The organism is Aquimonas voraii (assembly GCF_900101825.1).
GTDB classification, from domain to species: domain Bacteria; phylum Pseudomonadota; class Gammaproteobacteria; order Xanthomonadales; family Xanthomonadaceae; genus Aquimonas; species Aquimonas voraii.
Genome location: NZ_FNAG01000001.1, coordinates 907822 through 932394 on the forward strand (window position 1 = coordinate 907822; position 24573 = coordinate 932394).

The 24573-nt window shown below is 65.7% G+C and carries 25 protein-coding genes, 3 tRNA genes, 1 other RNA gene and 1 riboswitch; of the genes, 13 read left to right on the forward strand and 16 right to left on the reverse strand.

Features of this window, described 5'->3' with window-relative positions; genetic code table 11:
- Positions 1–104 precede the first annotated feature (104 nt).
- Positions 105–460: a transfer-messenger RNA gene (ssrA, locus tag BLP83_RS03805) on the reverse strand.
- A 172-nt stretch (positions 461–632) separates the two neighbouring features.
- Entirely contained in the window at positions 633–1121 is a 489-nt protein-coding gene (gene smpB / locus BLP83_RS03810; protein WP_091239024.1) for an SsrA-binding protein SmpB, read from the reverse strand.
- 87 nt (positions 1122–1208) lie between these two features.
- Between smpB and BLP83_RS03815 the strand changes: the two genes are divergently transcribed.
- Positions 1209–1637, forward strand: a complete 429-nt coding sequence (locus tag BLP83_RS03815; RefSeq protein WP_091239025.1) for a type II toxin-antitoxin system RatA family toxin — start codon at positions 1209–1211, stop codon at positions 1635–1637.
- Between the two features lie 82 nt (positions 1638–1719).
- Positions 1720–1989 (forward strand): RnfH family protein, encoded by a 270-nt coding sequence (locus BLP83_RS03820; protein ID WP_281187100.1) that lies wholly within the window; start codon positions 1720–1722, stop codon positions 1987–1989.
- Positions 1990–2117: 128 nt separating this feature from the next.
- On the opposite strand, the gene BLP83_RS03825 is transcribed toward BLP83_RS03820, so the two are convergent.
- The gene (locus BLP83_RS03825; protein ID WP_091239030.1) at positions 2118–2879 is read right to left on the reverse strand and encodes a M50 family metallopeptidase; all 762 of its coding nucleotides are present in this window, start codon (positions 2877–2879) and stop codon (positions 2118–2120) included.
- 136 nt (positions 2880–3015) lie between these two features.
- Here BLP83_RS03825 and BLP83_RS03830 point away from each other — a divergent pair, with 136 nt between their 5' ends.
- Entirely contained in the window at positions 3016–3981 is a 966-nt protein-coding gene (locus BLP83_RS03830; RefSeq protein ID WP_091239031.1) for an L-threonylcarbamoyladenylate synthase, read from the forward strand.
- 277 nt (positions 3982–4258) lie between these two features.
- Positions 4259–5401 carry an N-acetylglucosamine-6-phosphate deacetylase gene (gene nagA / locus BLP83_RS03835; RefSeq protein WP_091239033.1) on the forward strand — a complete coding sequence of 381 codons (1143 nt, stop codon included), beginning with the start codon at positions 4259–4261 and terminating at the stop codon, positions 5399–5401.
- 205 nt (positions 5402–5606) lie between these two features.
- On the opposite strand, the gene BLP83_RS03840 is transcribed toward nagA, so the two are convergent.
- From BLP83_RS03840 to ppsR, 4 genes are all read right to left on the reverse strand, one after another.
- Positions 5607–5682 (reverse strand) — tRNA-Glu (locus tag BLP83_RS03840).
- 8 nt (positions 5683–5690) lie between these two features.
- Positions 5691–5766, reverse strand: a tRNA-Ala gene (locus BLP83_RS03845).
- Between the two features lie 69 nt (positions 5767–5835).
- The gene (locus tag BLP83_RS03850; RefSeq protein ID WP_091239035.1) at positions 5836–6336 is read right to left on the reverse strand and encodes a DUF1249 domain-containing protein; all 501 of its coding nucleotides are present in this window, start codon (positions 6334–6336) and stop codon (positions 5836–5838) included.
- A gap of 127 nt (positions 6337–6463) precedes the next feature.
- Complete coding sequence (gene ppsR / locus BLP83_RS03855; protein WP_091239037.1) at positions 6464–7285, reverse strand: posphoenolpyruvate synthetase regulatory kinase/phosphorylase PpsR; 822 nt, start codon at positions 7283–7285, stop codon at positions 6464–6466.
- A gap of 150 nt (positions 7286–7435) precedes the next feature.
- On the opposite strand from ppsR, the gene ppsA reads away from it, so the two are divergent.
- Positions 7436–9808 (forward strand): phosphoenolpyruvate synthase, encoded by a 2373-nt coding sequence (gene ppsA, locus BLP83_RS03860; protein ID WP_091239039.1) that lies wholly within the window; start codon positions 7436–7438, stop codon positions 9806–9808.
- 217 nt (positions 9809–10025) lie between these two features.
- On the opposite strand, the gene BLP83_RS03865 is transcribed toward ppsA, so the two are convergent.
- From BLP83_RS03865 to BLP83_RS03895, 7 genes are all read right to left on the reverse strand, one after another.
- Positions 10026–10793, reverse strand: coding sequence for an oxygen-binding di-iron domain-containing protein (locus BLP83_RS03865; protein ID WP_091239041.1), 768 nt, complete (start codon positions 10791–10793; stop codon positions 10026–10028).
- A 111-nt stretch (positions 10794–10904) separates the two neighbouring features.
- On the reverse strand, positions 10905–11981 hold the full coding sequence (alr, locus tag BLP83_RS03870) for an alanine racemase (protein ID WP_091239043.1): 1077 nt from the start codon (positions 11979–11981) through the stop codon (positions 10905–10907).
- Entirely contained in the window at positions 11978–13390 is a 1413-nt protein-coding gene (locus BLP83_RS03875) for a replicative DNA helicase (protein ID WP_091239045.1), read from the reverse strand. The genes alr and BLP83_RS03875 overlap by 4 nt, the downstream gene beginning before the upstream one ends.
- Before the next feature lie 217 nt (positions 13391–13607).
- Complete coding sequence (rplI, locus tag BLP83_RS03880; protein ID WP_091239047.1) at positions 13608–14057, reverse strand: 50S ribosomal protein L9; 450 nt, start codon at positions 14055–14057, stop codon at positions 13608–13610.
- A 105-nt stretch (positions 14058–14162) separates the two neighbouring features.
- A complete protein-coding gene (gene rpsR / locus BLP83_RS03885; protein WP_091239049.1) occupies positions 14163–14387 on the reverse strand; it encodes a 30S ribosomal protein S18 in 225 nt (74 codons plus the stop codon).
- A gap of 18 nt (positions 14388–14405) precedes the next feature.
- Positions 14406–14810 (reverse strand): 30S ribosomal protein S6, encoded by a 405-nt coding sequence (gene rpsF, locus BLP83_RS03890; RefSeq protein WP_091239052.1) that lies wholly within the window; start codon positions 14808–14810, stop codon positions 14406–14408.
- Between the two features lie 183 nt (positions 14811–14993).
- Positions 14994–15323: a HesB/IscA family protein gene (locus BLP83_RS03895; protein ID WP_091239054.1), complete on the reverse strand. Its 330-nt coding sequence runs from the start codon at positions 15321–15323 to the stop codon at positions 14994–14996.
- 122 nt (positions 15324–15445) lie between these two features.
- Here BLP83_RS03895 and asnS point away from each other — a divergent pair, with 122 nt between their 5' ends.
- From asnS to BLP83_RS03910, 3 genes are read left to right on the forward strand one after another with little or no spacing between them, the layout of a single operon-like run.
- Positions 15446–16846, forward strand: a complete 1401-nt coding sequence (gene asnS / locus BLP83_RS03900) for an asparagine--tRNA ligase (protein WP_091239056.1) — start codon at positions 15446–15448, stop codon at positions 16844–16846.
- Positions 16847–16855: 9 nt separating this feature from the next.
- Positions 16856–17143, forward strand: coding sequence for a hypothetical protein (locus BLP83_RS03905; protein WP_091239059.1), 288 nt, complete (start codon positions 16856–16858; stop codon positions 17141–17143).
- Positions 17144–17168: 25 nt separating this feature from the next.
- Positions 17169–17483: a hypothetical protein gene (locus tag BLP83_RS03910; RefSeq protein WP_091239062.1), complete on the forward strand. Its 315-nt coding sequence runs from the start codon at positions 17169–17171 to the stop codon at positions 17481–17483.
- Positions 17484–17582: 99 nt separating this feature from the next.
- Here BLP83_RS03910 and BLP83_RS03915 read toward each other — a convergent pair whose 3' ends face one another.
- On the reverse strand, positions 17583–19283 hold the full coding sequence (locus BLP83_RS03915; protein ID WP_143006531.1) for an SUMF1/EgtB/PvdO family nonheme iron enzyme: 1701 nt from the start codon (positions 19281–19283) through the stop codon (positions 17583–17585).
- 378 nt (positions 19284–19661) lie between these two features.
- On the opposite strand from BLP83_RS03915, the gene rnd reads away from it, so the two are divergent.
- Both rnd and BLP83_RS03925 read left to right on the forward strand, forming a co-directional pair.
- Positions 19662–20765 carry a ribonuclease D gene (gene rnd / locus BLP83_RS03920; RefSeq protein ID WP_176763996.1) on the forward strand — a complete coding sequence of 368 codons (1104 nt, stop codon included), beginning with the start codon at positions 19662–19664 and terminating at the stop codon, positions 20763–20765.
- A 73-nt stretch (positions 20766–20838) separates the two neighbouring features.
- Positions 20839–20914, forward strand: a tRNA-Ala gene (locus BLP83_RS03925).
- Positions 20915–21229: 315 nt separating this feature from the next.
- On the opposite strand, the gene BLP83_RS03930 is transcribed toward BLP83_RS03925, so the two are convergent.
- Positions 21230–22411, reverse strand: a complete 1182-nt coding sequence (locus BLP83_RS03930) for an MFS transporter (protein ID WP_091239070.1) — start codon at positions 22409–22411, stop codon at positions 21230–21232.
- 175 nt (positions 22412–22586) lie between these two features.
- A riboswitch (Fluoride riboswitch) is annotated at positions 22587–22667 on the forward strand.
- Between the two features lie 78 nt (positions 22668–22745).
- Between BLP83_RS03930 and crcB the strand changes: the two genes are divergently transcribed.
- From crcB to BLP83_RS03945, 3 genes are all read left to right on the forward strand, one after another.
- On the forward strand, positions 22746–23147 hold the full coding sequence (gene crcB / locus BLP83_RS03935; protein ID WP_091239073.1) for a fluoride efflux transporter CrcB: 402 nt from the start codon (positions 22746–22748) through the stop codon (positions 23145–23147).
- Positions 23144–23467: a DUF190 domain-containing protein gene (locus BLP83_RS03940; RefSeq protein WP_091239460.1), complete on the forward strand. Its 324-nt coding sequence runs from the start codon at positions 23144–23146 to the stop codon at positions 23465–23467. Before crcB ends, BLP83_RS03940 begins: the two co-directional genes overlap by 4 nt.
- 112 nt (positions 23468–23579) lie before the next feature.
- On the forward strand, positions 23580–24476 hold the full coding sequence (locus tag BLP83_RS03945; protein WP_091239076.1) for a 5'-nucleotidase, lipoprotein e(P4) family: 897 nt from the start codon (positions 23580–23582) through the stop codon (positions 24474–24476).
- The last annotated feature ends 97 nt before the right edge of the window (positions 24477–24573 follow it).

Sequence of the window (24573 nt, forward strand, 5' to 3'; positions counted from 1 at the left end):
TGCCTGATACGGCAAGCACAGGCAAGAAAAAGGGCCCGGAGATCATCCGTGCCCGGGCAAGCAAAAAGAAAGGGCCCGGAGATCATCCGGGCCCTTTGAGGTGTTGGTGGAGGCGGGGGGAATCGAACCCCCGTCCGAAGGCATTACATCTTTGGCCCTACGTGTGTAGTGCGTTGTCAGGTCTCGTTCCGGGGCAACACAGCGCACGAAGAGCACCCCGGAACCAGTCTGGAAGTTTTAGGCCTTGGCTGTCAGACAGCAGCCTTCGGACGATCCCGTAAATATGACCGACTGATCCACCGTTACAGGCACCGATGGGAGTCGGACTCGCCTATTTAGGCGGCGAGTGCGTAGTTGTCGTCGTTCGCAACTAGCTTGTTTGCCGCTGGATTAACGAGGAAAGCTGCCCCCTCGACACGCACCTCCGGTTTCACACCCCCGTCGAAGCCTGGTCGCCCCCGGGGTCGCTGCTGCGCGGCGGGCTTTCGATCAGCCGGTGCCGCGCGCCAGGCCAGTATATGGAGCCGCGCACTCCGGCCACAAGGAGCGAAGTGCCGAGCGATTCAGGTTGTTCGTTTCTTACCTGCTGACCCTCTTGCGCAGTCTGAGCCCAAGCGCGATCGAACGACTCGTCAGGCGGCGGGATTGTGCCTGCGCATCACCCGCTGCTTATCACGCTGCCAGTCGCGCTCCTTGGTGGCGGCGCGCTTGTCGTGCTCCTTCTTGCCCTCGGCCAGCGCGATCTCACACTTCACCCGGTTGTTCTTCCAGTACAGGGCGGTGGGGATCAGCGTATAGCCCTCGCGCTCGACCGCGCCGATCAGCTTGTTGATCTCGCGCTTGTGCAGCAGCAGCTTGCGGGTGCGGCGATCGTCGGCCAGCACATGCGTGGAGGCCGAGTTGAGCGGGGTGATCTGCGCGCCGAACAGGAATATCTCGCCACCGCGGACGATGGCATAGCTCTCATTGAAGCTGATGCGCCCCGCGCGCAGGGCCTTGACCTCCCAGCCCTGCAGCTCGATACCAGCCTCGTAGCGGTCCTCCAGCTTGAATTCGAAGCGCGCCTTCTTGTTGAGGGCGATCGTGCCGCTTCCGCTATCCTTGCTCTTCTTCTTGCTCATGGCCTGGTCCCACGCTCGAACCCGCGATTGTGGCGCAGGTGGGCGGCCACGGCGAGCCCCACGCAGTCCGGCCATTTATCCGTCCCCATGACCCAGATCGCCCGCAGCGCACTCGTGCGACGGCCCGCTTCGCACATGTTCGACCTCGTGAATGAGGTCGAGGGCTATCCGCAGCGCTTCGGCTGGTGCGAGGGCGCGCGCATCCTGGAGCGCAGTGACACCGAGATGCTGGCGCGGCTGGAGCTGAAGATGGGTGGCCTGCGCACCGCTTTCACCACCCGCAACCGGCTGCTGCGGCCGCAGAGCATCGAGCTGCAGCTGGTGGAAGGTCCGTTCACGAGGCTCAGTGGCTCCTGGATCTTTACCCAGCTGGCGGAAGACGCCAGCAAGGTCGCATTGAACCTCAACTTCGAGACAGCCGGCCGGCTGATGGGAAGCGCTTTGGCGCTTGGCTTTCAGGGCCTGGCCGACCGCATGGTCGATGACTTCGTGCGCGAGGCGCAGCGTGGGGGCTGAGTCGAAAGGTGAGGACGGGGCAGGGCATGCGCGGCTCGCAGGGCCCAACGCGGCTCCTCCCTCTGGCCATTCCGCCGGCAGCATCCACGTCGAGGTGGTGTACGCGCTTCCCGAGCGGGTTTGGAGAATTCAGGTCGAACTGCCTTCAGGCAGCACTGCTCTCCAGGCCTTCGAGGCCTCGGGCTTCCGTACGCGCATCCCCGGCATCGCGGAAACCGCTCCCGATCTGGGCATTTTCTCGCATCCAGTGGCAGCCGATCGTGTGCTACGCGATGGCGATCGCGTCGAGGTCTATCGGCCGCTCTTGATCGATCCCAAGGACGCCCGTCGTCTGCGTGCCGCTCAGGGATGATCGCGAGTTTGCTGCCGCTGCCGCAGAAGGCGCTCATCCGAGTCCGTGCGCCATGGTCGTGCCATTGGTGCGGTTGAGCGCGGATCGGTTCGCTCCGACTGAAGCGTTGGCTCCAACCATGCGCTGTATCAGGGCTGCAGCCTGCCAAGGCGCATGGCGCGCCAGGCGCCGACTGCCACCACGCCCAAGGCAACCAGCCCCAACATTGCTCCCCAGAAGATGTGACTGAAACCCAGGGCTTGGGCGATCTGGGCGGTGTCCGAGGGCAGGGTGCCCGCACCCGTTGCCGCGCCTGCGGTGAACAGGTAATCCATGCGGGTAAAGGCCGACAGGCTCATCTCTACTGCAATGAAGGCGCTGAGCAAATAGACGGCACGCTCGCTGCCGCGCCAGGCCACCCCTGTCAGCCAGAGAGCCAGAGCAGCGATGAATCCCAAGGCGAAGGCATTGCGTACCCAGAGCAGTACGGCGACCGCTAGACCAGCGCCGAGCATTGCCAAAGCCAGGCGCGCGGCATGCCGATGCCCAAGCGAGAAGAACAGCAGCAGGCCGGCGATCGGCGCGCCCAAAGGACCTGCGGCTGCCACCAGCGCGCGGTCCATCGTCGAAGACACGCCTTGATAGGTCGCCAGGCCCGATCCGTCCGGGTAGATCGCCAACTGCACGAGTTCGCCGCCCACCATGATGGCTGCAATCCCATGGCCCAATTCATGGAACAAGGTCCCAAGCCAGATGAGTGGTCGCGCCAGCCATCCAAACTGCGGCCACCATGTGTCGATGCCGAACAGCGCCAGCGACATCAGGGCTGCCAACCAGATGTAGGGTGCAGCACTCGCCGGTTTTAGTGCGAGGCGGTGTGGTGTGGGCAGGGGTTGCATGAGCGAAAGCATACGGTGCTCCGTCCGCCTGCTCTGCCATAAATATGCGCATAATGTATATTATGTCCAATCTGAAGGGCGCGCCCGCAAAGCCCGGAAACCCTCAAGCGATACACTTCCCGCCCTGCGTGCTTCCCCGTTGGAACCCATGACCCGCATCCTGCCTGCGACACATGCCACGATCACCCAAGCGGCCGATCTGCTCCGTTCCGGCGGGCTGGTGGCGATGCCGACCGAAACGGTCTATGGGCTGGGCGCGCGCGCACTCGATCCTACGGCGGTTGCACGCGTCTACGCGGCCAAGCAGCGGCCCCCGACCAGCCCCGTGATCGCCCATGTCGAGTCCATCGACCAAGCGCGAAGCCTTCTGCGAGAGTGGCCGCAGGCCGCCCAGCGGCTTGCGCAAGCCTTTTGGCCGGGCCCGCTTACGCTGGTCTTGCCCAAAGCCGACCATGTGCCAGACGTGTTGACTGGCGGCGGCCCGCGTCTTGGCGTGCGGCTGCCATCGCACCCTGTAGCCTTGGCCTTGATCCGAGCGCTCGGCGAACCCATTGCCGCACCGAGCGCCAACCGCTTCATGCAACTCTCGCCGACGCGGGCCGAGCATGTCGAGCACAGTTTGGGCGACGCCGTGGACCTGATCCTCGATGGCGGCGATTGCGCTTACGGTATTGAGTCGACCGTGGTGCGCATTGAGCCCGATGGAGCCACCCTGCTCCGCCATGGCGCCATCCCAGCCGCTCTGCTCGAGCAGGTGTTGGGTGCAGCCCTGAAGCACCCTCCTCGGCCCAGCAACGCATCTGGTGCAGTGCAGGACTCCCCCGGCCAGCATCAGCGGCACTACGCGCCACGCACGCCGCTGTTCCTGTGGCAGCGGGGTCAGGCACTGCCGCCTGGCCGTGGCGGGATGCTTGCGCTGGGCGAGCCCCCGGTGCAAGTGCAGGCCAAGGTGCGGATGCCAAAGGAGGCCGCGGCCTACGCGCAGCGGCTGTATTCCGAGCTGCACACCCTGGATGGCGCCTCGCTCGACTGGATCGCCGTGGAGGCGCCGCCGTCGGACCCCGCCTGGGCCGCCGTGCATGACCGTTTGCAGCGTGCCACATACGTTGACTGACCCGGTTGACCGCGCGTTGCGCGCTGGAGCCTTCAGCCCCGCTGAATCCTTCTCTCTCGAAACCAGCCAGAGCGCAGGCTTCGCTTCGGCCGACTGGGCGAGCTCCTTTCGGGCCCCACAGGCTGCACTGGGCTGAGCATTTGATGGCACGCGTGGGCGCGACCCGCATCACGCGCGCAAAGCAGGCAGAGTTGACGCCACGCCTGGGGCGGCTTGCGCCCTACCCTGTGCCGCCTCGTGCACCCGCCGGATCCCCCAGACTTACGGAGTCGTTTCGATGCAACAGCTCGTTCGCGCAGCCCGCGTCCTCAGCACTCAGGGCTGGTTGGAGCAGGCCGCGGTCGGTATCGACGGCGGCCGCATTGCCTGGCTCGGCCCCTCTGCACGGGCGCCGCAAGCGCAGACCGAATGGGATCTGGGCGAGGCCATGCTGGCGCCGGGCTTCATCGACCTGCAGGTCAACGGCGGCGGCGGCGTGCTGCTCAACGATGACTCCAGTGTTTCGGCGATGCGCCGCATCGCCGCGGCGCATCGCCGTTTTGGCACCACGGGCATTCTCCCGACGCTGATCAGCGACACCCCAGAGGCCACGCGCGCGGCGCTTGCTGCGGCGCGCGAGGCCGTCACCCAGCGCGTACCGGGGGTGCTCGGCCTGCATCTTGAGGGCCCCTATCTGTCGCCCGAACGGCGCGGCGTGCACCGTGCGGAGAACTTCCGGCAGATACAGGCGGAGGAGCGCACGGCGCTGCTCGCACACGGGCTGCCGCATTTGCTGATCACGCTGGCTCCCGAGGCGGTCGCGCCGCCCCTCCTGCGCGAACTGCGCGCAGCCGGAATCCGCCTCTCCGCAGGCCATAGCGCGGCAACGTTCGAGCAGGCCGAGGTTGCGTTTGCAGCCGGAGTCGACGGCGTCACGCACCTGTTCAATGCGATGAACCCGATCTCGGCACGGGCACCCGGTCTGCTCGGCGCAGCGCTTCTGAATACGGACGTGTGGGCAGGTCTGATCGTCGACGGTCACCATCTGCATCCGGCCAGCCTGCAGCTCGCGCTGCGCATGAAGCCCGAGCGCTGTTTTCTGGTCAGCGACGCCATGTCGCCGCTGGGCACGTCAATGCGCGAGTTCATGCTCGACGGCCGCCGTGTGCTGGTCCGCGACGATCGTCTGGAAACGGAAGACGGCACCCTTGCCGGCGCCTGCATCGACTTGTGCACGGCTGTGCGGGTCTGCCGCGAGCAGAGCGGCATCGCGCTGGAGGAAGTGCTGCGCATGGCCACCACCTACCCCGCCGACTTCCTTGGCCTGCCTGAACGCGGACGCATCGAAGTGGGCGCTTGGGCAGATCTGGTGCACCTCTCCCCCGATCTGCGTGCCCAAGCAACATGGCTCGAGGGCCAGCACCAACCCAGCGTGGGCTAGATCCACGGCGCGGCGCTTCGGCGCGCATGGCCGAGGTCATGCAGTGTGGCAACCGCGCAGTGCGATTCGATGTCGCGGAGCTTCCTCGGCCTTGCGTGTGTCTCGCCGACAGCGGCCGAATTGCCCTGCATTCGGCGAGTCGGGAGGCATTCGACGCGCAAACGAAAAGAGCCGCACCTTCCGGTGCGGCTCTTTTCGTGCCTGATGGCGTCCCCACGGGGATTCGAACCCCGGTCGCCTCCGTGAAAGGGAGGTGTCCTAGGCCTCTAGACGATGGGGACTAGGAAGGTGGTGGAGCCAGCCGGGATCGAACCGGCGACCTCTACAATGCCATTGTAGCGCTCTCCCAGCTGAGCTATGGCCCCACGTGCTGGAAAGACCGCCATCTTAGCTGAGAAATTCGATTCGTCAAGCCCTGTCCGAGAGGTTTTTTCTCAGGCGGCGCTGTCCGCACCCGCGGAGCCGGCTTCGAGCGCGATGGCCGAGCGCAGAGTGAAGCGCGAGTGACCGCGCTCCTCCAAGTATTCCAACCAGCGCCCGAGAAAACTGTTCATTCGCATGCGCGCATCGACCAGTTCGCGCGCCACGCTGCGAAGGCCCAGCATGTCCTCCCAGCGCTGGCTGACCTCGCAGTGGGTGACTTCCGCAAGGCGGGCATCCGTGTAGATGCGCACCATGGCCGACGGGTCGCGACGGCCACTGGCAGGGTCGATCAGTCCGTAGGTGAGGCGCAGCTCCAAGGTGTAGCTGTGGCGCTCGATCACCTCAAGTTGCAGTTCGATGCCATCACTGGCGAGCGAGCGATAGCCGCCGGGCACGAGATCGAGCAGAGGAAACAGACGCACCAAACGCCAATAGTTGTCGGCGTAGCGATCCATGAGCTGGCCCAATCGATTGGGCAGCGCGGTGACGGGGAGGACGGACAGTCGGGACATGCGCGCGAGCCTAGCACGTGGCCCGAGTCTCACTGCGTGACCGCAGGATGCCCGAACACGCGTGAGCTTGATCACCCGGCAGGTAAGCGTGGCGCCCGTCGCTGTCCCGGCCGTGCGGGAAGCCGCCTCAGTAGAGCTGACGCTCGATGCCCAGCGTCGACATCAGCTTGCTGGCGATCTCTTCGATCGAGGTGTGGGTCGTGCTGAGCACCGGAAGGTTCTCCTGCCTGAACAGCGCTTCCGCTTGGGCCACTTCGCTGCGGCAGGTTTCGATCTTGGCGTAGCGGCTGCCGGGACGCCTTGCCTCGCGCACCTGGCGCAGGCGTTCGGGGTCGATGGTCAGGGCAAACAGCTTCCTCCGGTAGGGGCGCAGGCGCTTTGGCAGTTCCCTGCCCTCCAGGTCTTCCTCGGTCAGCGGGTAGTTCGCCGCCTTCACACCGAAGTGCAGGGCCAGGTAAAGGCAGGTAGGTGTCTTGCCGGAGCGCGAGACTCCCACGAGGATCACATCCGCATCGTCGTAGTGCACGTCGATGCCGTCATCGTGAGTCAACGCGTAGTTGGTGGCGTTGATGCGGGCCTCGTAGGCGTTGTAATCGACCACCGCATGGGCCTTGTTGACCCGCGGCTGCCGGGGCTGTGCAAGCTCGGTTTCCAGGGGGCTGATGAAAGGCCGGAACACGTCGAGGATCAGCGCGCCGCTCTCGGCGATGATGTCGGTCAGGGTGCCGTCGACCACGGTGTTGACGACGATCGGCCGCTGGCCGCATTGCTGGCCACGCTGACGGATCCGTTCAGCGGCCTGCTGGGCCTTGTCGTAGGTATCCACGAAGGGGATGCGCTGGGTATCGAAGCTGACGCCTTCAAACTGGGTCAGCAGCGCGTGGCCGATGGTCTCGGCCGTGATGCCGGTGCCGTCCGAGATGAAGAACACCGGGCGCTGCGAGCTCATCCGCTATCTCCTTGATTCTAGCTGCTTGCGTCGGACTGGACTGGAATTGGCCTTGTGCCTCCCGGACGCGCCCATCATCATACGCGGCCTCGGCTGCCGCGCCGCAGCATTTGAAGCTGTTCACGCTTTCCCATCGAAGGAGCCCCTCCATTGAACGCGCACGTGCTCTGGCTGCATGAGCTTCGTCTGTCCGACCTCGCCCAGGTGGGCGGCAAGAACGCCTCGCTCGGCGAGATGATCGGCAATCTGAGCGGACTGGGCGTCTCGGTGCCTGGCGGCTTCGCGACCACGGCTTCGGCGTTTCAGGAGTTCATCCACGAGAACCAGTTGGCCGAGCGCATCCAGGCCAAGCTGGCGTCCTTCGACGTGGAGGATGTCGATGCACTCGCTGCCGCGGGCAATGAAATCCGCGGCTGGGTGATCGACGCGCCGCTGCCCAAGGTGCTGGACGCGGAGATTCGCACTGCCTACGCACGCCTCTGCGAGGAGGCCGGCGCGACCGAGGTTTCGGTCGCCGTGCGCTCGTCCGCCACGGCCGAAGACCTGCCCGATGCGAGCTTCGCAGGCCAGCAGGAGACCTTCCTCAACGTGGTCGGGGTCGATGCGGTGGTGCATCGGGTGAAGGAGGTGTTCGCTAGCCTGTACAACGATCGCGCCATCGCCTACCGCGTGCACCACGGCTTCAAGCACGAGGATGTCTTCCTCTCGGCTGGCGTGCAGCTGATGGTGCGCTCGGACATCGGCGCTTCCGGCGTGTTGTTCACCCTCGACACGGAGAGTGGCTTCCGCGACGCGGTGTTTGTCACCTCGAGCTACGGGCTCGGCGAGATGGTCGTGCAGGGCGCGGTGAATCCGGATGAGTTCTACGTCTACAAGCCCACCCTGCGCGCGGGCAAGCCGGCCGTGCTGCGTCGCCAGATCGGCGCCAAGCAGCAGCGGATGGTCTACTCCGACCAGCCCGGCGAGCGCGTGCGCATCGAAGCCACGCCCGAGGCCTTGCGCCGCAGCTTCTCGATCAGCGATGCCGACGTCGAAGAGCTGGCGCGCCAGGCGCTGACCATCGAAGAGCACTACGGCCGCCCGATGGACATCGAGTGGGCCAAGGACGGACAGACCGGCAAGCTCTACCTCGTTCAGGCGCGCCCGGAGACGGTGAAGTCGCGCGCCCGCGCCACCCAGATCGAGCGCTTCCACCTCTCTGGAAAATCCGATGTGCTGGCTCAGGGCCGCGCCATCGGCCACAAGATCGGCAGCGGTGTCGCCAAGGTCATCCGCTCGCTCAAAGACATGAACCGCGTCGAGCCCGGCGATGTGCTGGTGGCCGACATGACCGATCCCGACTGGGAGCCGGTGATGAAGCGCGCCTCGGCGATCGTCACCAATCGCGGCGGCCGCACCTGCCACGCCGCGATCATCGCGCGAGAGCTGGGCGTGCCTGCGGTAGTGGGCTGCGGCGATGCGCTGGATCGGATCCCGGACGGCGCACGCGTGACGGTCAGCTGTGCCGAGGGCGATACGGGTCTGATCTACGACGGCGAGTTGGCCTTCGAGCGCATCGTCACTGACCTCGAAAACATGCCCCCTGCCCCGCTCAAGATCATGATGAACGTCGGCAACCCCGAGCGCGCCTTCGACTTCGCCCAGCTGCCGCATCAGGGCATCGGCCTTGCGCGCCTCGAGTTCGTGATCGCCCGCCAGATCGGTGTGCATCCGAAGGCGCTGCTGGAGTACGCCAAGCAGCCAGCCGACATCAGGGCCAAGATCGACGAGCTCTCGGCCGGTTATGCGGACCCGGTGAGCTTCTATGTCGAGCGACTGGCCGAAGGCATCGCGACCTTGACGGCCGCATTTGCGCCGCATCCGGTGATCGTGCGCCTGTCCGACTTCAAGTCGAACGAGTACGCCAACCTCATCGCCGGCACGCAGTACGAGCCCCACGAAGAGAACCCGATGATCGGCTTCCGCGGCGCCAGCCGTTACGTCGACCCGAGCTTCCGCGACTGCTTCGCGCTCGAATGCCGGGCGATGAAAAAGGTCCGCGACGAGATGGGCCTGACCAATGCCTGGGTCATGATTCCGTTCGTTCGCACGCTGGAAGAGGGCCGCAAGGTCATCGAAGTGCTCGAAGAGAATGGCCTCAAGCGCGGCGAGAGCGGCCTCAAGATCATCATGATGTGCGAACTCCCCTCGAACGCCCTTCTGGCCGAGGAGTTCCTGGAACTGTTCGACGGCTTTTCGATCGGCTCCAACGACCTGACCCAGCTGACTTTGGGACTGGACCGCGACTCGGGCATCGTCGCCCACCTCTTCGACGAGCGCGACCCCGCGGTCAAAAAGCTGCTTTCGATGGCGATCCGCACTGCGCGCGCCAAGGGCAAGTACATCGGGATCTGCGGCCAGGGCCCTTCCGATCATCCGGACCTGGCCGAGTGGCTGCTCGATCAGGGCATCGAGTCGGTTTCGCTCAATCCCGATACCGTGGTCGATACCTGGCTGCGGCTGGCGAAGCACAAGGGCGCCTGACGGCGCCCTCGGGATTGGGGATTGGGGATTCGCAGCAGCGGGTCGCCTCGCCCCATCCGGCTCGCTCTTATCCAACTCGTTTCCGAGGGCCCGCTGATGCGGGCCCTCGACTTTTCGAGCCGCCTTGTCGCGGCCCCGTACCAGTCAGGCTCGCCGCAGCCCGCTCTTTCGAATACCCAATCCCCAATCACGAATCCCCAACCCCCGATCCCGGCTTTCAAACCCGGTAATTCGCCGGTCCCAGCAGATCGATGCCGCATTCCAGCTGCTCCAGCCAGCTCAGAAAGTCGCCGATGGCGGCACCCTTCATCGGCAGGCCGTGCTGCGGGACGATCATCTCGGGCTTGAGCTTGCGCACCATGCCGGCCCACAGCCGGCAGACGCGATTCCCGGCCATGTAGCGGCGGTGGAAGCCCTCCATGCGGCCGACCATTGAACTGAAGTCTTGGTAGGGCGCGTAGGCGGTGCCGGAGGCCACCATCGATGCGCCGACGTCGCCCGAGAACAGTATGCGGCTGACCGGATCCCAGAAGCTCAGGTTGCCCACCGAATGCAGGAAATGCGCTGGAAGTGCGCGCAGATGGGCGCTGCCCATCGGGATGTCGATGCCCTCGTCCGGCACGAGCAGGTAGCGGTCGCCGCCCGCGCCCTTCTGGTAGTGCGGCACGCTGTGCGGGATGAAGCGGCCCCACAGCTTCGAGCAGACGATGGTGCAGTCGCTGTACATCAGCCAGCGATCCACCGAGCCGATGATGTCGGGATCCTGGTGGCTGGCGAGGATGTAGGTCAGTTCGCGGGTCTGGACGTAGCGAGACATCGCGAGGTTGAGCGGGGTGTAGAGCAAGGCGCCGCCCGGATCGATCAGCGCGGATTTGTCGCCGTGCACCACCAGGAACTGGTTGGCCTGCACGCCGTCATCGCCGCGTACCAGATCGGGAAAGACGATGCACTTGTGCTCGGACGTGCTGAAAAGTTCAACGGCCATGGCGCAGACTCCGGATTCGAATGCGCGGCAGTCTAAGTGGCCGCTACCGGCGCGCTTTGATCGAGCGCAAGCGCCTTTCTCCAACCTGTCGGAAGTCCGCGAGGAAGATCGCTATTCCTCGATGAAGCGTACGCGCCGGGTGATACCACAGGCCAGCTCGTATCCGAGCGTTCCAGCGCTGCCCGCTACGGTTTCGATGGCCAGCCCCCTGCCCCAGGCCTCGACGGGAGAGCCGACCCGCGCCTGTGGCAATGCCGTAATGTCCACGGCGATGAGGTCCATCGAGACACGCCCGACGGTCGGCACTTGCACGCCCTCGACCAGAACCGGACTCCCGCTTCCGGCATGTCGGGGATAGCCGTCGCCGTAGCCGATGGCGGCGATTCCAATCCGCATCGGCGCCGGCGCGACGAAGCTGCCGCCGTAGCCGATCGCTGCCCCCGCGGGGATCTCCTTGACCGAAATCAGCCGCGTTGACAGGGTCATGGCCGGACGCAGACCGAGTTCCGCACCGGTTTGCCCTTCCACCGCGGACAGCCCGTAGAGCGCCCCACCCGGGCGCACCCAATGCCGATGCGCTTCCGGCCAGCCCAGCACGCCCGCTGAATTGGCGAGCGAGTGCTCCCCGGAAAGGCCTGCGGTCGCCGCATCGAAGCGAGCGATCTGTTCGCGCGTGGCCGGACACTTGAACTCGTCCGAGCGCGCGAAGTGGGTCATGAGCACGATGTCGGGATCGATCGTGGGCATGCCGCGCAGGGTGGCGTGGATCTTGGCGGCATCCTCGGCCGGAAAACCGAGGCGATGCATGCCGGTGTCGAGCTTCAGCCAGACCCGCAGCGGCGCGCCGCCGGCGTCGCTGCGCAGCAGCTCGATCTGGCTGGCGTGATGGATGACGGCGTCGACCTGCAGGCGACGCAGCAGAGCGAGATCGTCCGGCTCGTCAGGACCTGATAGCAGCACGATGCGCTGCGACAAGCCCGCCGCGCGCAGGCGCTCGGCGTCGGAGAGTGCGGCCACGCCGAAGGCATCCGCCCCCTGCAGGGCGCGCGCCACGCGCTCCAGGCCGTGCCCGTAGCCATCCGCCTTGACCACAGCCATGACCTTGCTGCCGGGCGCGCGGCGCCGGATCAGCTGCAGGTTGTGGCGTAGCGCGTCGGTGTGGACGGTGGCCGAAGTGGCGCGGCTCACTCGAAGCTCCCAGCAAAGCCTCCGGAGGCCAGGTTGTCGAAGCGGGTGTACTTGCCGTGGAAAGCCAACTTGACCGTGCCGGTGGGGCCGTGGCGATGCTTGCCGATGATGATCTCGGCGACGCCCTTCTCACCCGACTCGGGGTGGTAGTACTCGTCGCGATAGATGAACACGATCATGTCGGCGTCCTGCTCGATCGCGCCGGACTCGCGCAGGTCGGCCATGACGGGGCGCTTGTCGGTGCGGCTTTCCAACGAACGGTTCAACTGCGAGAGCGCGATCACGGGCACGTTCAGCTCCTTGGCAAGAGCTTTCAGGCTGCGCGAGATTTCTGAAATTTCGGTGGCGCGGTTCTCGCGATTGCCCGGCACCTGCATCAGCTGCAGGTAGTCGATGACGATCAACCCGAGGCCATGCTCTCGCGCAAGCCTGCGGCAGCGCGCGCGCAACTCGGTCGGCGACAGCGCCGGGGTATCGTCGATGAAGATTTTGGCCTCTGACAGCATGGTGATCGCATGCGTCACCCGGCTCCAGTCCTCGTCCTCGAGCTGGCCAGTGCGCAGCGCCTGCTGGTTGACGCGACCGAGCGAGGAAATCAGACGGAAGGCCAGCTGCGAGGCCGACATTTCCATTGAGAACACCGCGGCCGGCTTCTTGGTCTTGAGTGCCGCGTATTCGGCGACATTGAGCGCGAACGAGGTCTTGCCCATCGCCGGGCGTGCGGCGAGGATGATCAGGTCGGACGGCTGCAGGCCGGCCGTGTGCTCATCGAAATCGATGAAGCCGCTGGGCAGGCCGGTGATCTTGCCCTGGTTCTGGTAGCGCTCCTGCAGCACGCGAAAAGCGTCCTTCACCGCCGCGCGCATGCTCTGGAAGCCCTGTCGCCCGCGGCTTCCCGCTTCAGCGATGCGGAACACCTGCTGCTCGGCGACTTCCAGCAGCTCCCGCGCCGGCCTGCCGGCCGGCTGGTAACCGTCGTTGGCGATGTTGGTCCCAATGTCGATGAGCTGTCGCAACACCGACTTCTCGCGCACGATCTCCGCGTAGGCCGCGATGTTCGCAGCGCTGGGCGTGGTGCTGGCCAGTTCGACGATGTAGGCGCCACCGCCGATCAGCTCGCTCTCGCCCTGGCTGTCGAACCACTCGCCCAGGGTGACCGCGTCGCAGGGTTGGCCCTGTTCCGCCAGCTGGCCGATGGCACGGAAGATGAGCTGATGGTCGCGCCGATAGAAGTCTTCTTCGGTGAGCTTGTCGGCGACCTTGTCCCAGGCCTCGCCCGACAGCATCAAGCCACCGAGGACCGCCTGTTCGGCCTCGATCGAATGCGGCGGCACGCGCAGGCCATCGGCCCGCTCGTCGTGCGACTGGAAATTGCGATCGGGCTTGCGCCCCGGAAAGACTGCGGCCATGGGCTGTGGATTCTCTGCGGCGAGCGGCGCGCGGTGGCGCAGCGCGCGGACCCGGGATCATACGGGGGGCATCGGCTGCGCCGTTGCGCATAAGCCTGTGGATAAACTGGGCACATCTCATCACTTGAGATGGCTCCGACATCCGGCTCGGCTTGGCGCAACAAAAACGGGCGCCTTTCGGCGCCCGTTCGTGTTCGCTCGATGGCGCGTCGCCCTATCAGGCTTCGGGCACCACGATGACCTTGACCGTGGCTTCGACGTCGGCGTGCAGATGCACCACCAGGTCGAACTCGCCAACGCGACGGATCGGGCCTTCACCCATCACCACTTCGCTCTTCTCCAGCGGCAGGCCGGCGGCGGTGAAGGCCTCGGCGATGTCGCGCGGGCCAACCGAGCCGTACAGCTTGCCTTCGGTGGAGGCGTTGGCGGCGATGGTGACGCTGGCGCCTTCCAGACGCTCGCGGCGGGCTTCGGCGCCGGCCGCCAGTTCACGGGCGCGGGCTTCATACTCGGCGCGGCGCGCTTCGAACTCGGCGACGTTGGCAGCGGTGGCCGGCACGGCCTTGCCCTGCGGGACGAGGTAGTTGCGGCCGTAACCCGGCTTGACGTTGACCTGGTCGCCCAGGTTGCCGAGGTTGGTGACTTTTTGCAGCAGAACAAGCTTCATGAGGTGCTCCTGATCGTTAGCGGCGGTACTGAGACCGCCGCAGCCCCGAGGGCTGTCCGATGGATGGGAAGAAGCGCGCGGCCCAGCAGGGCGCGCGCGACCTGCTTAATGGTTGTCGCAGTACGGCAGCAGCGCCAGGAAGCGGGCGCGCTTGATGGCCGCAGCCAGCTGGCGCTGGTACTTGGCCTTGGTGCCGGTAATGCGCGAGGGCACGATCTTGCCGGTTTCGGTGATGTACTGGCGCAGGGTGTTGAGATCCATGTAGTCGATCTCGGTGATGCCCTCGGCAGTGAACTTGCAGAACTTGCGGCGACGGAAGAACTTGGACATTTCGATGCGCTCCGGGACTTAGACGGCTTCTTCGCTGGCGCGCTCGGCGCCGACGGACTCACCTTCAGAATCGTCGTCGCGGCGACGACGCTCCGGCTTCTCGTCCTTGCTCTTCAGGATCAACGAGGCTTCGGTCACCGGGCCTTCGCGACTGATCACCAGGTGGCGCAGCACGGCATCGTTGAAGCGGAAGCCCGCGACCAGCTCATCGAGCACGGCCTGCGAAACTTCGATGTTCATCAGTACGTAGTGGGCCTTGACCAGATTCTCGATCGGGTAGGCCAGCTGGCGGCGGCCCCAGTCTTCGAGGCGGTGGATCTTGCCGCCGTCGTTCTCGATCAGCGTCTTGTAACGCTCGACCATCGCCGGGACCTGTTCGCTCTGGTCCGGGTGGACCATGAACACGATTTCGTAGTGACGCATGGATGACTCCTTGTGGATGACGCTCCGGCGTTGGCCGGCGCGAAAGCCTTCCGCCGGCGGCGGTAAGGCAAGGTTGCCCGCGCAGGACGCAGGCAAGCCGCGCAAGATAGCGCAAGCCCGCAGGGCTGGCAAGGCTACGCCCTCCAGGGCCAGGGAAGGCCGTCGGGAATCGCTCCGCCGGGCTCAGCCGGCGGTGGTGAAGCTCTCGCCACAGCCGCAGGCGGCGGCGGCCTGCGGATTGCGGAAAGCGAACTGCTGGTTGAGCCCTTGGCGCACGAAGTCGATCTCGGTGCCGTCCACCAGCGGCAGGCTTTGCTCATCGACCAGCACCTTGACGCCGTCCTGCTCGACCACGGTGTCGCCGGCCTTGAGCTCGCGCGCCACGTCCACGGTGTAACCCCAGCCGGAACAGCCGGTGCGCTTGACGCCGAAGCGCAGGCCCAGGCTGCCGGGCTCACGCTCGATGAACTGGCGGACGCGCTCGACGGCGGCGGGTGTCAGGTGGATACCCATGGTCTGATTCCTTTCTGAGGCTGCGGTCTGGTGTGGCGCTTCGGGCGCAGGGGCTTCCGCTATGATTGCGGGCTGTCTGCAAACCTGCAAATCCTTTCACTAGCGGTGTTCAAGAGGAAGTCATGACGGTGCTCAGCGTGGTGGACGCCCTGCAGGGCGATGAATATGTCGGCCAGACCGTCAGCGTGCGCGGCTGGGTGCGCACTCGGCGCGATTCCAAGGCTGGTCTGAGCTTCGTCAACGTCTCGGACGGCAGCTGCTTCGACCCCATCCAAGTGGTGGCGCCGGCGGAGCTTTCCAACTACGAGTCGGAAGTGAAGCACCTCACTGCCGGCTGCGCGCTGATCGCCACCGGCGAGCTGGTGCCGTCCGCGGGCCAGGGTCAGCGCTTTGAGCTCAAGGCCGAGCGCATAGAAGTCGTCGGCTGGGTCGAGGACCCGGAGACCTACCCGATCCAGCCCAAGCCGCATTCGCTGGAGTTCCTCCGCGAGGTGGCGCATCTGCGTCCGCGCACCAACCTGTTCGGCGCGGTGACCCGCATCCGCCACTGCCTCGCGCAGGCCGTGCACCGTTTCTTCCACGAGAACGGCTTCTACTGGATCAACACCCCGATCATCACCACGTCGGATGCCGAGGGCGCGGGACAGATGTTCCGCGTATCCACGCTGGATCTCGCCAACCTGCCGCGCACCGACAAGGGTGCCATCGATTTCAGTCGCGATTTCTTCGGCAAGGAAGCCTTCCTGACGGTGTCGGGCCAGCTCAACGTCGAGGCCTACTGCCTCGCGCTCAGCAAGGTCTACACCTTTGGGCCGACCTTCCGCGCCGAGAACTCGAACACCACCCGCCATCTGGCGGAGTTCTGGATGATCGAGCCGGAAATCGCCTTCGCCGACTTGAACGACGATGCCAACCTGGCTGAGGCCTTCCTCAAGTATCTGTTCCGCGCGGTGCTGGAAGAGCGCGGCGACGACATGGCCTTCATCGCCGAGCGCATCGAAAAGACCGCCATCAGCCGCCTGCAGAACTTCATCGACTCGCCCTTCGAGCGCCTCGACTACAGCGAGGCCATCACGCTGCTGCAGAAGTCCGGCCGCAAGTTCGACTTCCCGGTCGAGTGGGGATTGGACCTGCAGACCGAGCACGAACGCTGGCTGACCGAGGAGCACGTCGGCCGTCCGGTGGTGGTGATGAACTATCCCGAGCACATCAAGGCGTTCTATATGCGCCTGAACGACGACGGCCGGACGGTAGCCGCCATGGATGTGCTGGCACCGGGCATCGGCGAGATCATCGGTGGCAGCCAGCGCGAGGAGCGTCTCGACCTGCTCGACAAACGCATGGCGCAGTTCGGCCTCGACCCCGCCCACTACCAGTGGTACCGCGACTTCCGTCGCTACGGCACGGTGCCCCATGCAGGCTTCGGGTTGGGCTTCGAGCGACTCGTCGTCTACACCTGCGGCTTGTCCAACATCCGCGATGCCATCCCCTACCCGCGCGCGCCGGGTCAGGCCGAGTACTGAGGATCAGCGATGGACATCCTCAGCATGTTCCTGCTTCTGCTGGTGACCGGCATTGGCCTCTCGGGCGCGACCGGCTATCTGATCTTCGGGCCGCTGGCCTATCGGCATCTGCAGGACCGCAAGGCCACCGTGGGCGGACACGCGTTCTCTCCGGCCTATCTTGGCTTCCTGCTGCAGGGGCGCTTCCGTGCGCTGCAGGATCGGAATTTGAACGGCCTGGCGACCCCAGCCCAGGTGCTGCTGTGGTGCGCGATCTTCGGTGCGGTCGGCGCAGTCCTGCTGCTGCTCGCCCTCTGAACCACAGTACAACTGGAGCAGCGCAATGAGCGACGTGGAAAGCGTGATCTCCACTCAGTGGTGGGTGGCCAGCCTCGGCAAGACCCTGATCTGGGCCCGTCTGGACCTGCTGTCCGAAGGCACCGCCCGGGTGTTTGACTGCGACGGCCGACAGGTGGCGTACGACAGCGAGGACTCCGCCCGCGCGGCCCTGCTGGATGCGGAGTTCCGGGCCTATGACGGGCTCGATGCCGAGGATGCCGAAGGGCTCGGGTTCTCTTTGGAGGCGGTGCAGCCGCCGCAGGCGGATTCGGATGAGGCGCTGCGGGAATTGATGGTGCAGCAGCTCGGCAAGCACTGAGGCCCGCTGCCTGCGCCTTGCTCGACCCACGAAGCCTTACCCGCCAAAAGCAAAGGGCCGCCGGAGGGCGGCCCTTTGCTTTGCGGTGATGCCCTGCGATCAGAGTTCGCGCGCGACGCGGAAGCCAAGACGCGCATTGGTCGTCGTGGGCGAAGCCGTCAGGCGGAAGGCAGAGCGCGCCTGGTCCGGCGAACTGGCCCAGGAGCCGCCGCGGATCACGCGCCGGTTGCATCCCGGGTTGACCCAGGCCGATCCGTCGCTGGGTGCGCGCTGATAGTTGTCGTGCCAGCAGTCCTCCACCCATTCCGAGACGTTGCCGTTGACGTCATGGATGCCGAAGCGGTTGGCCTCGTAGCTGCGAACCGGGGCTGGGCCCCAGTAGCCGTCCTCGTAGTCAGGGAAAGCATTGACCCAGTTGCGGCGGGTATCGCTGCGATCGCGGTCGCCGGTGAGGTTGCCGACCAGGCGTGTCGGGTTGCCCTCGCCCCACGGATAGCGCGTCTGCGTGCCGGCGCGAAGCACGTACTCGAACTCGGCCTCGGACGGCAGCCGATAGCGCTTGCCGGTTTGCTGCGACAGCCAGTCGGCGTAGGCCTTCGCATCCACCCAGGACACATGGATCACCGGCAGGTTGGCGGCGGCAGGGCGGCCGTTGTGGTCGCTCTCCCAGGTCACACCGCTGCGCGCGGTCATGCTGCCGCTGCGCTCGTCATAGATGGTCGAGCTGCCGTTCTGGCTGGCGCTGGGCGTATAGCCAGTGGCCTGGACGAACTCGCGGAACTGCCCCACCGTCGTCTCCGAGCGGGCCAGAGCGAAGCCGCGCTGGATGCGCACGCTGAAGCGCGGGCCCTCATTGCCCTTGCGGTCCGGCTCGTTGTCGGGCGAGCCCATCTGGAAGCTGCCCAGCGGGATCACCACCAGTTCGGGTGCGCTTCCGCCGGCGCTGAGCGGATCACTCAAGCTCTGCCCCGGACGCAGCGAGGCATAGCTGCGGGCGCTTTCGATCGCGGTTTTCAGCTGCTCGATGCCATCGGCGCTTGCGGACTCGCTTTCAAGCTGCGCCAGTACTGCCTGGGCCTGATCGACATTGCCAGCTTCCAAGGCGGCGTTGGCCTCGCCCAGCAGCTCGCGTACGCGCTGCTCGCGCAGCTCGTTGACGCGGGCACTGGCGTCCTGGACCGCTTCCGATCCTGGCGCGACCCGACCGGCATCAGCGAGCATGCGCTCGGAGTCACCGAAGTTCCCCGACTCTGCGGCCCTGGCGGCGCGTTCCACCAGCAATCGCTCCACGCGTGCCAGACCGTCCTGTGCGCCCGGATTGTTGGGGTCTCCGCGGAGGATCTGGCGATAGATCTCGGAGGCGTTCTCACCGGCCGGTTCGACGAGTTGGCCGGCGCGCTCCAGGCGCAGGGCTTCGGCCAGCAGGCTGGCGACCTCGCGACCTGAGTCGAGCTTGGCGCGCAGCGAGGCCAGCGCCGGACTGTCGGGGCGCAGTGGAGTGACCACACCGATGATGCGGACGGCCTCGTTGAAGCGCGCTTCCGCAAACGCCTGCTCGCCACGCTCCAGCAGCGCGTTCACGGTGCGGTCGATTCCCGCGCGCGCGGCGGCGTTGTCCGGTTCGTTCTGCAGTACCGCGGTGTACAGGCCGAGGGCGGTGTCGTCGGCGCCGTCCAGGCGCCCCGCTGCGAGCGCTCGCTCGGCTGCCGCCAGGGTCTCGGTAACGTTGAAATTGGGCAACGGGGCGTATTCCGGCGTCCACTCCTGGGCGACCGTGGCATCCATCAAGCGGCGGCGCATGCCTGCACCGCTCTCAGTCGTCTCGGTGCTTTCGTTGGCTGCAGTCTGCCGCGGATCCTCTTGTTGCGCGGCGCCGGCCCCGGCGGAATCGGGCGCGGAGGGCTCGGAGCCACCGCATCCGGACAACAAGATCAGGAGTGCAGCCAGACTGCTGCCTGCACCGATGAAACGCTTTGCCACCCTGCCTCCTCCCCGCCCCTGTGCGGGATTGTTGAATCCTCGGATCGCGGCCACAGGCACGCGGATACCGGTCTCACGCCGCTGTCAGGCGGCCGACCCGCGATCTTGAGGGGGTACGAAGCCGGTGAGCGTGATCCAGTTCAAAGGATGCAGGCAAAACGGCTATCTTGGGCGCCTCTCCGAGCCAGGAACCGCCGCATGCAGTGGATCGACACGCCCGCCGACGCCTCGCGCCTCTCCGCGTGGACCAGGGATTCAGGACCGATCGCCATGGACACCGAGTTCATGCGCGAGAAGACCTTCTATCCCGAGCTCGCCCTGGTGCAGCTCGGGCGTCCCGGCGAGGTGCTGCTGCTGGACGCGCCGCGGCTCGGGCGTTTGCCCGAGATGCGCGCGCTGCTTGATGCGCCCACGCTGAAGGTCATGCACAGCGCCAGCGAGGATCTGCAGGCGCTTCATCACGCCTACGGCTGCCTGCCGGCGCCGCTGTTCGATACCCAGATCGCCGCGGGCCTCGCGGGGTTGGATCCGTCGCTGAGCTACCAGAAGTTGGTGGCCGAGCTGTGCGGCGTCACCTTGGAGAAAGGCGAGACGCGTAGTGACTGGCTGCGCAGGCCCTTGAGCGAATCGCAGCTGCATTACGCGGCCGATGACGTGCGCTACCTGCTGCAGCCCTTTGAGGAGCTCTCCCGCCGGCTTGAGGCGCTGGGGCGTAGCGAATGGCTGCGCGAGGACTGCGAGCGTTCCCTCCAGCAGGCTGTCGAAGTCGACGACCCTCTGCCCCACTTGGCCGTGCGCCCCGCGCAAGGCCTGCCGCGCGCAGCCCAGGCCAGGTTGCGACGCCTTCTGCTGTGGCGCGACCGGCAGGCGAGAGTCGGCAACCGGCCGCGTAGCTGGATGCTGGATACCGGGCTCGCCGTGGACATCGCCCAGCGCGCGCCCCTGGACCGAAGCGCCTTCGAGCAGCTGCTCGACCGCAATCCCAAGTCGCCGCGACGCCGTCGTGACGAGCTCTTCGACCTGGCGAATGCCGAGCCGACCGCCGAGGAGCTTGATATACCGCTGGCCGAGCTGCCGGAGCCGAGTGAGCGTGATTTCCTGCGCAAGCTGCAGCAGGCAGTCGCCACGGTCGCAGCCGAACTCAAGATTGCGGATTCCATGCTGGCCTCGCGTCGGCACCTCGAGACGCTGCTGCGCGAGGGGCGCTGGTCGAAGCACCTGTCAGGCTGGCGCCGCGGGGTTCTCGAGGCCCGCCTGGCCCCGTTGCTGCCCCCAGAACAGGCGCGACGGGCGCAGGCCTGAGAACGGTCGACGGTTCGCTGCGCCCTGCCCCTCTTGGCAGCAGGTGCAGCGCTGGCTATCATTCGCCGCTCTTGGGGCGGTAGCTCAGCTGGGAGAGCGTCGCGTTCGCAATGCGAAGGTCGGGAGTTCGATCCTCCTCCGCTCCACCAATCCGTAGACAAGAACCGGCCCTCAAGGCCGGTTTTTTGTTGCTCGAAATCGCGTGTCGTTGCGGGATTTCGCGCGGTTTTGCCGGTGCCACGCGTACCAGGAACACCGCCAGAGTGTGGCCCGGTTCGCCTCCCTTTTCCTCTCTCTTCTCCACTTGCCCTCACCAACCGGCCGCGGTCGGCACCGGCAGAACCCTTGTCGTGGCGCGCAGTTACGCGGGTGTCGCGGAGATCGGTCGGAATTGAAGATTGGAGCAGCAATCGGGTTGTGAGAACCGAGGGCCGGCGCTTGCCGAACGGCGTGGGATCCGATGCTCACCGCGGACGTACCCACCACACCAACAACACGGCTGCGGCCGTTGCGCAAACTGCGGAGAACAGGAATGCCGCTTCGGCATTCGCTCCCTCGTAGATCCAGCCGAACACCACCGAAGCGGGCAGCAGCATCACGCCAGCCGTCATGTTGAACCAGCCGAATGCTGTGCCGCGCAGATCCTCGGGAGCAACGTCGGCCACGAGGGCTTTCTCGACCCCCTCCGTGGCCGCCAGAAACAGACCATAAAAAGCGAACGTCGCAAACAGTGCCAAGCCGTGCAGAGGCCACAGGCCCATCGCCAGGTAAAACAGGGCATACGCCAGATAGCCCGAGACCAGCAGGCGGCGACGCCCGTACCGGTCGGACAATGCCGATAGTGGCGCAGAGAAAAGCATCGCAACCGCGGACACTGCCGCCCATAGCAGGGGTATCTGCGCCTGCGGCACGCCCAGTTCGCTGGCGCGCAGCAGGAGGAACATGTTCGAGGAGTTTCCGAGCGTGAACAGCGCCACGACGAGCAGGTAGCGTCGGTAGGCTGCAGGCATGGCCGCCAGCCCGCCAGTCAGTCCAATCGGCGTCACCGGCCGACCGGCAGACTCAGGCTTGGTCGACGGTTCCTGCAAGGACATCGCCAGCCCCACGCAAGCCACCGCAGGCACCAGGGTCCACAGGAACACATCCTTGAGTGCCGCACCGCTGGCGAGAAGCGCTGCCGCCAGCAGCGGGCCGATCACGGCGCCCGCGTTGTCCATCGCGCGGTGCACACCGAATGCCAGTCCGCGGCGGCTGGCATCCACGCTGCCCGCCAGCAGGGCATCACGCGGGGATGTGCGCAAGCCCTTGCCCAACCGATCCGCGAACCTGATGGCCAGCAACCCCGGCCAACTCGTCACGAACGCGGTCAATGGACGTCCGAGGGCGGCCAGGCCGTAACCCACCACGATCCAGGGCTTGGTGTGTCGAGTGCGATCAACCAGCACGCCGGAAAACAGCTTCAGCAAACTGGCCGTGGCTTCGGCGATGCCTTCGATGATGCCGAGCGCCCTGGGGCCGGCCAGAAGCACCGATGTCAGGTACAGGGGCACCAGTGGGTACACCAGCTCGGATGCCGAATCGTTCACCAGGCTGATGAGTCCGATCAGCCAGACAGTGCGCGGCAGAGTTCGCAGGGATGTCAGCATGGAGGCGAATTGTGCCCTGGGTGCATCACGGGTGCCCGATTCTGCGCGCTGTCCAGGTGCTGCGCTCCCAAACTCTCGCTCGCCGAGGAGCCGTGTCCAGCCATCTGCACGACCGGCACGATGCGTCGGCGTGTGTCCCTGCCGGCCATTGACCGCGGTGCCGGACTCCGTGATGATCCGCTCTGGAGATGGCATTCCTCCATTCCTGCGCCGCAGGACAAACCGCCGCTTTCCGGCTGATGATGCCCGCCCTTTCGGTCACCCGAGGAGCAGGCGCGCCCATGAAATGCACGCCACGAGTCCTCGATCACAGCGAACGAGGAGTCGCGTCGTCATGGATTTCGCTTCCGTCTCAGGCATTTTCGTTGGCGCTGGCATTGGCGCACTCGCTCGTTGGGGGCTCGGGTTGGCCTTGAATCCCGTTTTCCCTACGCTCCCGCTCGGCACATTGGCTGCGAACGCGGTGGGATGCCTGCTCATGGGTATCGCGCTAGGCCTTTTCGACCACTTCCAGTCCCTCTCCCCGGCGTTGCGCCTGACCATCACCACTGGTTTCCTGGGCGGAATGACCACCTTCTCGACGTTCTCCGCCGAGACCACGACCCTGCTGTTGCGTGGCGAGTTCGTGTGGTCTGCGGCGACGATCCTGGCTCACGTCTTCGGCTCGTTGTTGGCGACCTTTACTGGCATTGCCGCGGTCAAGTTGATTCTGGGCCGCGTGGGAGGATGGGCATGAACGGATGGCATCTGCGTTTCTACACCTACGAGAACCGCAAGCATGGCGGGCTGTTGGTGTACGAGTGGCTGTTGGAGCAAGCCAAGCGGATGGGCATCCGCGGCGGCTCCGCCTTTCGCGCCATTGCCGGATACGGCCGCGACGGCCGCCTGCATGAGCAGCACTTCTTCGAACTGGCTGGCGAGCAGCCGGTGCTGGTGGAGTTTGTGGTCACCGAGGTCGAGGCGCGCGATCTCCTCGCGCTGCTCAGTGCGCATTCGCTGCATCTTTTCTATTCCCGGCAGGTCACGGAATACGGTGTGGTCGGCGATTCGGGCTGAACGATGTTGGGAACTGGATGAACTGGATTGAATTCGCGCGACGCGGTGAAATCGAAGCGCCGCGAAAGCACTGACTGCGGGTGGATCTCCCGCTGAAACCGGAGAGCGAACGATGAACTTCAAACCGAGCATCCTTGTCCTCGCACTGGCGTCGATGCTCACCGCGTGCCAGAGTCTGCCAACCCAAGAGACATCCGGCGCATCGAATCCTTCGGGCGTTCCTGATGCGCTGGCCTCGCCACCAGCGGATGACCGACTCAACGCGGTCGTGTGGCACCAGACATCGCAGGAATACCGACTGTCCGCACTCGGCATCTATCGGGCGGCCGAACGGCAACTGGACCGCGCACTGTCCAATCCGGATTGGGATGCACTGACCCATGAGGACCGGGACCGCCCCTTCGCCGGATTGCCGCCGGCAGTCATCGTCGATGTCGACGAGACTTGCCTGGACAATTCGCCATACCAGTCGCGGATGTTGCGCCAACGACGCGACTTCAGTGCGCTCACCTGGGCCGACTGGGTGCGCGAAGAATCAGCCGTTCCCGTGCCCGGAGCGCTCACCTTCGCGAAATCGGCAAATGCCCGCGGCATTCGAGTCTTCTACATCAGCAACCGTGATCACTCGCTCAATGCATCCACTCTTGCCAATTTGCGGACAGTAGGCTTTCCGGTCGAGAACGACGACCAGTTCCTGGGTCTAGGTGCCAGCCTGTCCGGCTGTGTGGATGTCGGCTCGGAGAAAGGATGTCGGCGCCGACTCGTGGGCCGCGAGTATCGCGTGCTGCTGCAGGTCGGTGACCAGATCGTCGACATGGTCACCGTTCATGACAACTCGCCTTCGGGACGCGATGCGGCCGTGGCGCCATACCTGCCATGGGTCGGTGAACGGTGGTTCGTCCTCCCGAATCCCAGCTATGGCAGTTGGGAATCTGCCCTCTACCGCGACGACCGATCGCTTCCCCAGGAACGGCGGCGTGCAGCGAAACTGGATGCTCTGCGCGATTGAGCCTGCGCGAGAAACCTGCGATGAGGTTTTTGGGGGATTGGCGCGGCTTGCCAGCGCCAACTTCCTGGTCTGACGAGCCGGACTTAGTTGCCTGGTA